This is a genomic window from Candidatus Rokuibacteriota bacterium, from assembly GCA_016209385.1.
Lineage (GTDB): Bacteria > Methylomirabilota > Methylomirabilia > Rokubacteriales > CSP1-6 > JACQWB01.
In genome coordinates this window covers 1-6,494 of sequence record JACQWB010000298.1, presented here as the reverse complement: position 1 = coordinate 6,494, position 6,494 = coordinate 1, and the positions used below count along the sequence as shown (strand labels likewise).

Below are 6,494 nucleotides of genomic sequence, written 5' to 3'. Positions count from 1 at the left end.
GTTCGCGACGACCAGGTCGGGGGCCAGCGAGCGGATCAGGTCGAGCTTGGGGTTCTTCTCGCCGCCCACCTTCAGCTTGGAGGCGACCGCCTCGCGCGGCTCGACTCAGAAGGTCGTGACGCCGACGACCGCATCGCCGAGGCCCAGGGCGAAGAGCGTCTCGGTGATCGACGGGATCAGCGAGACGATCCGCCGGAGTGGCGCCCCGGCGGTGAAGACGACGCCGGAGGCGTCGGTGACCGGCTCCACCCCTACTTCCTCTTGGCGCGCAGGCTCTCGATCAGGGCCGCGACCTCCTTCAGGCGGGTCAGCACTTCGGCCTCCGCCTTCGCCACCTTGTCGGGCGGTGCCCCCTTCTCGACGGCGTCCTCGTAGTCGGTCACGGCGACCCCGAAGACCTTCAGCATCCGGCGCGTTTCGTCAGTCGGCATCGCTCACTCCTCCCCGAGCTCGGGCAGGTCCTTCCAGAGCGGCGGACCCTCCGGCTTGAAGTTCTTGGTGTTGACGAAGTGCATCCCGTGGTGGAGGTTCACCTTGAACTTGCCGCCGCCGAAGCGTCCGGCGATGAACGCCGTCGGCTCGTCGAGGAACGCGCCCAGCTCGGCGGCGCGGAGCCTGACGAGCCGCTTGAACCGGATCGTCCTCATCCACGGTTCCTGGACCAGGATCGTCGCGGTGAACTCGGGCCACACGCGGGCGAACTCCTCCAGGAGCTGCCTCCGCGTCGGCCGCTCGACGCCGCGGCCGGCCAGGTTCTTCTTCAGGTACGGCTCGACCAGCTCCCACGCCCACTCGGCGATCATACGGCCGCAGGAAATCCCCCTCCTCCGCCACCTAATTATCACAGGCACCGCCAGCCATCAATAGCCGGTCGCCTCCCGCCCCCACTCGCTCCGTGGTAAGATGGCGCCGGGATGAAGAACTTCGAGCTGGCCAAGCTCTTCTACGAGATGGCCGATCTCCTGGAGATCAACGGCGAGAATGTGTTCCGCGTTCGCGCCTACGCGCGCGCCGCCCAGAATCTCGAGTCCCACGCCGAGGACATCGCCGCGGTCGCCGCGCGCGGGGAGCTGGAGAAGATCCCGGGCGTGGGGCGCGACCTCGCGGCCAAGATCACCGAGTACCTGCGCACCGGCGCGATCGCCGATCTGGAGGCGATGCGGAAGGAGGTCCCGCGCGGCCTCCTCGCCCTCCTGGAGGTCCGCGGCCTCGGGCCCAAGACGGCGAAGCTTCTCCTCGACAGGCTCGGGATCGACAGCGTCGAGAAGCTCGAACAGGCGACGCAGTCGGGCGACATCCTCACCGTCCCCGGCATCCGCGAAAAGAGCCGGGAGAACATCCGAAAGGCGATCGCCACGTGGAAGGCGGGCCAGGTCCGCATGCCCCTCGGGAAGGCCCTGACGCTGGCGGGCTCGCTGGTCGAGACGCTGACGGCGCACGGCGGCGTGGACCGGATCGAGGTGGCGGGCTCCGTGCGCAGGATGAAGGAGACCGTCGGCGACATTGACATCCTGGTCACCTCCACCAACCCTGCCCGGGTCATCGGCACCTTCGTCGGGCTGCCGTCGGCCCAGGACATCCTGGCCCACGGCGACACGAAGGCGTCGATCCGCCACCAGGAGGGGATCCAGGTGGACCTCCGCGTGGTGGAGCCCGAGGCCTTCGGCGCCGCGCTCCAGTACTTTACCGGCTCGAAGGACCACAACGTCCGGGTGCGGGAGATCGCCTCGCGCAAACGGCTCAAGGTCAGCGAGTACGGCGTCTTCGACGAGAAGACCGGCAAGCGGATCGCGGGGGCGGCCGAGGAAGAGGTCTATCGCGCCGTCGGCCTGCCGTGGATCGTCCCCGAGCTCAGGGAGAACACCGGAGAGATCGAGGCGGCGCTCGGCGGGAACCTCCCGGAGCTCATCGAGCTCGGCGCGATCCGCGGCGACCTCCACGCCCACACCGACTGGTCGGACGGCCATCATCCGCTCGAGAAGCTGATCGAGGCGGCCGAGGCGCGCGGCTACGACTACATCATCGTCTCCGACCACTCGAAGTCGGCGACCGTGGCCGGCGGGCTCACGCCCGACGAGCTCCGCGACCAGCTCAGGAAGATCCGCGAGCTCCAGAAGAAGCACCGGATCCGGATCCTGGCCGGCAGCGAGTGCGACATCCTGGCGGACGGGCGGATGGACTTCCCCGACGACCTCCTCGAGGAGCTGGACATCGTGCTGGCCGCCGTCCACTCCCGGTTCAAGCAGGCCCGCGCCGAGATGACGGCCCGGATCGTCCGCGCGCTCGAGAACCCCTACGTCAATATCCTCGTCCACCCGACCGGGCGCCTGATCGGCGAGCGCGACCCCTACGACGTGGACCTCGAGCAGGTGTTCGCCGCAGCCAGGAGGCACGGCAAGGCCGTCGAGATCAACTCCTCCTGGCAGCGGCTCGACCTGAAGGACGTTCACGCCCGCCGCGCAGCCGAGGTCGGCGTCCCGATCGTCATCAATACCGACACCCACTACCTCGAGAACCTGACCAACATGGCACTGGGAGTTGCCACGGCCCGGCGCGCCTGGATCCGCCCCGCGCAGGTCGTGAACACGCTTCCCGTCAAGAAGCTCCTGGACTGGGCCCGCAAGTCCCGCCCCTCGCACTGAGGGTCGGCAGCATAGATTGGCAAGATACTGCGTCCGTAGGACGCGTTCCTTAGCGGGCACCCGAGCGGGTCGGCGAAGCCGACCCTCAGTGCGAGGGTCGTGTCCGCTAAGGATGCTCGCTCCGCTCGCGCATCCCTTGATCCGAGCCGGGCTCATGCTCGGATGCCTTCTCCTGGCCGGCTGCGGCGAGCCCGCCCCGCGCGCCGGTCCCGTCACGCTGGTCTTCAAGCACGCGCGGATCCTCGGCCCGTCGGACCCGCTCCCCGCGGTCCTGCGCGAGTTCGAAACCTGGCATCCGGGCGTCCGCGTGAGGAGCGAAGCACTCCCCTGGAGCACCGATGAGCAGCACCAGTTCTACGTCGTGAACCTCGAAGGGGGCAACCCCGGCTTCGACGTCATGATGCTGGACGTCATCTGGGTCGCCGAGTTCGCTCGTGCGGGGTGGCTGCTCGACCTCACTCCGCACCTCGCCCCCGACGAGCTGGCGCCGCACTTTCCCGCCGCGGCCACCGCAGCGCGCTTCGATGGCCGCGTCTGGGCCCTCCCCTGGATCATGAACGTCGGGCTGCTCTACTACCGCGCCGACCTCCTCGCCAAGCACGGGTTGGAGCCCCCGGAAACGTACGACGAGCTGGTGGCCCAGGCCAGGCGGATCCGCGCCGCGGAGCGCGACCCGCGCCTGGACGGCTTTCTCTGGCAGGGGAAGCAGTACGAGGGCCTCGTGGTGAACGTCCTGGAGGGGCTCTGGGCAAACGGAACGCGTCTCCTCGGCGACGACGGGACGATCTTCCCCGAGCCCGAGCGCGCCCGCGAAGTCCTGGCGTTCCTCCGCGGCCTGATCGACCACGGCATCAGCCCGCCGTGGGTCACCGCCGCGGACGAGGAGCTGACGCGGCGCGCGTTCGGAAACGGGCACGCCATCTTCCTCAGGAACTGGCCGTACGCCATGGATCTCTTCGAGCTGGCGGACTCGCCGGTCCGAGGCAAGGTCGGGATGGCATCGCTGCCCCGTCACGCGCGCGGTGCCGAGCGTGCCGGTGCGACCGGCGGCGCCCACCTCGGCGTGTACCGCTACACCAAGCAGTCCGAGGCCGCCGTCGCGCTGGTCCGCTTCCTGGCGGGCGAAGCCGCCCAGAAGGCCCTGGCGACCGGGGTGGCGCTCAACCCGACCCGCACCGCGCTCTACCACGACGCGGCCCTGGTCAGGACCCGTCCGAATCTGCCCCGGATTTACTCGCTGGCGGCCGCTGCCCGGCCTCGACCGGTCACGCCGTACTACCTCGTGCTGTCCACGACGCTCCAGCCCGAGCTTTCCGCGGTGCTCGTCGGCATCAAGACTCCGGGCGAGGCCGTCGCCGACGCGCGCCGGCGCCTCGACCACTTCCTTCGAGGGATCCGATGACGCCGCGCCGCCGGGCCGACCGGCGAACGGGATTCCTCCTCCTGGCTCCGGCGCTGGCCGTCCTCGTAGCGTTGACGGTCTACCCGGTGGCCTCGGTGCTCTGGTTCTCGCTCCAGCACCGGATGCCGGTGTTCGGCATCGCGCGCTTCGCCGGGGTCGCCCACTACGCGTTCCTGGCTGAGGACCCGCGCTTTTCGAACGCGGCGTGGATCACTTTTGCTTTCACGACAGTGTCGGTCGGCCTCGAGCTCGGGCTGGGCCTCCTCGTCGCGCTGGCCCTCCGGGCCCAGCGGACCGGCCGTCGCCTCGGGCTGTCGCTCCTCCTCCTGGCCTGGGCGCTTCCCTCCGTGGTCACCGCGAGGCTCTTTGAGTGGCTCTATCATCCGGCGGCCGGCCTGGCCAACTTCCTCCTCGGCGGTCATCCCCTGAACTGGCTCGGCGACCCGGTCCTGGCGCTCCCGGGCGTCATCCTGGCCGATGTCTGGCGGACGATGCCCTTCGTCGCGCTCATCTGCTACGCGCGGCTCACCACGATCGCCCCGGAGCTGTACGAGGCGGCCCAGGTCGACGGCGCGGGCCAGCTCGCGATGTTCCGACGGATCACACTCCCCCTGCTCAGCCAGGTCCTCCTCATCGGCCTCCTCTTCCGCTCCCTCGACGCGCTTCGGGCTTTCGACCTGATGTTCGTCCTGACCGGCGGCGGTCCAGCCGGCACGACAGAGACGCTCAGCGTCTATGCCTACCGGAACCTCTTCCAGACGCTCCAGCTCGGCTTTGGCTCGGCCGTCGCCGTCGTGGCGGCCGCCCTGGTCATGCTCGTCGCCTGGGCCTATCTCCGCATCCTTCGCCGCGAGGGGCTCACAGCGTGAAGCGGCTGCTTCGGGACGCCGGCGTCCTCGGCCTTCTCGCGGTCTATGCGATCCCGTTCTTCTGGCAGCTTCTGACGTCCTTCAAGCCCGAGGGGGAGCTTCTCGTGCTTCCGCCCCTCCTGCCCTCGTACCCAACGCTCGCGCACTATCAAGCCGTGCTCGAGCAGAGCCTGATCCCGCGCGCCCTCGCGAACAGCCTGGGCGTCGCCGCTCTCACGACGCTCCTGGCGCTCGTCCTCGGCCTCTTCGGTGCCTACGCCCTGGCGCGACTCCCGATCCCCGGAAAAGCGCCGCTCCTCCTCGGGGTCATCGCGAGCACGGCCTTTCCCCCGATCGCGACCGTCGGCCCGTTCTACCTCCTGCTGCGCACCCTCGGCCTCCGTGACACCTGGGGCGCGCTGATCCTGGCCCACACCTCCTTCGCCCTCCCCCTGATCCTCTGGCTGCTGACCGGCTTCCTCCGCGAAGTCCCGGAAGAGCTCGAGGAGGCCGCCTTCCTCGACGGGGCGAGCCGCTTCCAGGTGCTTCGCTCGATCGTCCTGCCGCTCGCGGCTCCCGGTGTCGCCTCGGCGGCTCTGCTGACGTTCCTCTTGAGCTGGAACGAGTTCCTCTTCGCCTACACCTTCACCGCGACCGAGGCGAGCCGGACCGTGCCCGTGGCCCTGGCGCTCTTCCCCGGCGTGTTCGAGGTCCCGTGGGGCGACATCGCGGCCGCCTCGATCCTGGCGAGCCTCCCGCCGATCGTCATCGTCGTGGGCCTCCAGCGCTATCTGGTCCGCGGGCTCCTGGCCGGCGCGCTCAGGGAGTGAGATGGCCGGCCGCGTCTTCATCGGCACCAGCGGCTACGCCTATCCCCACTGGCGGGGCCTCTTCTACCCCGAGCGCCTCGCGCAGCGCGAGTGGCTCCGCTTCTACGCGGGGTGCTTCGCGACCGTAGAGTTGAACAACCCCTTCTACCGGCTGCCGGAGGCGAAGACGTTTCGCGCGTGGCGCGACGCGGTACCGAAGGGATTCGTCTGCGCGGTGAAGGCCAGCCGCTACATCACCCACATCAAGCGGCTGAAGGATCCGGAGGAGCCGCTCGGAACGTTCCTGGCGCGCGCGCGACTGCTCGAGCATGCGCTCGGGCCCGTGCTCTTTCAGCTCCCCGGCAACTTCCACGCCGACCTCCTCCGGCTCGATCACTTCCTCGACGCCCTGGCCCGCCAGCGCTTTGTCCAGGGCCTCCGGGCCGTGCTCGAGGTCCGCCACCCCTCGTGGCTTGAGCGCCAGGCGACCGACCGCCTCGCGACAGCCGGGGTCGCGCTCTGCCTGGCCGATTGGGCCGAGTGCCCGGTCGAAGGACCGGTGACCGCCGATTTCGTCTACGTCCGGCGGCACGGAACCAGCGTCCGCTACGGCGGCTCCTACCCGACCAGGAGGCTGAAGGAAGACGCGCGGCAGATCGGCGGGTGGCTTCGAGAAGGGCGGGATGTCTACGTCTACTTCAACAACGACGAGGCCGCCTTCGCCGTCCAGGACTCCCGGCGCCTCCTCGAGTTGGTAGGACAATCGGAGGGGGCCCGGGTACCCACGCCGGAG

Annotated in this window: 8 protein-coding genes; 5 read left to right on the top strand and 3 right to left on the bottom strand. The window is 69.6% G+C overall.

Translation table 11 applies throughout. The features are described from left to right. Positions 1–105: 105 nt before the first annotated feature. Genes HY726_22660 through HY726_22650 form a run of 3 tightly spaced genes read right to left on the bottom strand, consistent with a single transcriptional unit; the run spans position 106 to position 803 of the window. On the bottom strand, positions 106–249 hold the full coding sequence (locus HY726_22660) for a hypothetical protein (protein MBI4611801.1): 144 nt from the start codon (positions 247–249) through the stop codon (positions 106–108). A gap of 2 nt (positions 250–251) precedes the next feature. Continuing rightward, positions 252–431: a hypothetical protein gene (locus HY726_22655; GenBank protein ID MBI4611800.1), complete on the bottom strand. Its 180-nt coding sequence runs from the start codon at positions 429–431 to the stop codon at positions 252–254. A gap of 3 nt (positions 432–434) precedes the next feature. Further along, on the bottom strand, positions 435–803 hold the full coding sequence (locus tag HY726_22650; GenBank protein MBI4611799.1) for a hypothetical protein: 369 nt from the start codon (positions 801–803) through the stop codon (positions 435–437). A 111-nt stretch (positions 804–914) separates the two neighbouring features. Here HY726_22650 and polX point away from each other — a divergent pair, with 111 nt between their 5' ends. The 5 genes from polX to HY726_22625 form a co-directional block, all read left to right on the top strand. Continuing rightward, positions 915–2,642 carry a DNA polymerase/3'-5' exonuclease PolX gene (gene polX / locus HY726_22645; protein MBI4611798.1) on the top strand — a complete coding sequence of 576 codons (1,728 nt, stop codon included), beginning with the start codon at positions 915–917 and terminating at the stop codon, positions 2,640–2,642. Between the two features lie 154 nt (positions 2,643–2,796). Next, the gene (locus HY726_22640; GenBank protein ID MBI4611797.1) at positions 2,797–4,044 is read left to right on the top strand and encodes an ABC transporter substrate-binding protein; all 1,248 of its coding nucleotides are present in this window, start codon (positions 2,797–2,799) and stop codon (positions 4,042–4,044) included. Then, a complete protein-coding gene (locus HY726_22635) occupies positions 4,041–4,913 on the top strand; it encodes a sugar ABC transporter permease (GenBank protein MBI4611796.1) in 873 nt (290 codons plus the stop codon). Before HY726_22640 ends, HY726_22635 begins: the two co-directional genes overlap by 4 nt. Beyond that, complete coding sequence (locus HY726_22630) at positions 4,910–5,722, top strand: carbohydrate ABC transporter permease (GenBank protein MBI4611795.1); 813 nt, start codon at positions 4,910–4,912, stop codon at positions 5,720–5,722. The genes HY726_22635 and HY726_22630 overlap by 4 nt, the downstream gene beginning before the upstream one ends. Position 5,723: 1 nt before the next feature. Further along, positions 5,724–6,494 (top strand): DUF72 domain-containing protein (locus tag HY726_22625; GenBank protein ID MBI4611794.1); only part of this gene is annotated, 771 nt, incomplete at its 3' end.

Coding starts and splice junctions, on each gene's coding strand:
- HY726_22640 (MBI4611797.1), top strand. CDS start 2,797: ATGCTCGGATGCCTTCTCCTGGCCGGCTGCGGCGAGCCCGCCCCGCGC.
- HY726_22650 (MBI4611799.1), bottom strand. CDS start 803: ATGATCGCCGAGTGGGCGTGGGAGCTGGTCGAGCCGTACCTGAAGAAG.
- polX (MBI4611798.1), top strand. CDS start 915: ATGAAGAACTTCGAGCTGGCCAAGCTCTTCTACGAGATGGCCGATCTC.
- HY726_22635 (MBI4611796.1), top strand. CDS start 4,041: ATGACGCCGCGCCGCCGGGCCGACCGGCGAACGGGATTCCTCCTCCTG.
- HY726_22655 (MBI4611800.1), bottom strand. CDS start 431: ATGCCGACTGACGAAACGCGCCGGATGCTGAAGGTCTTCGGGGTCGCC.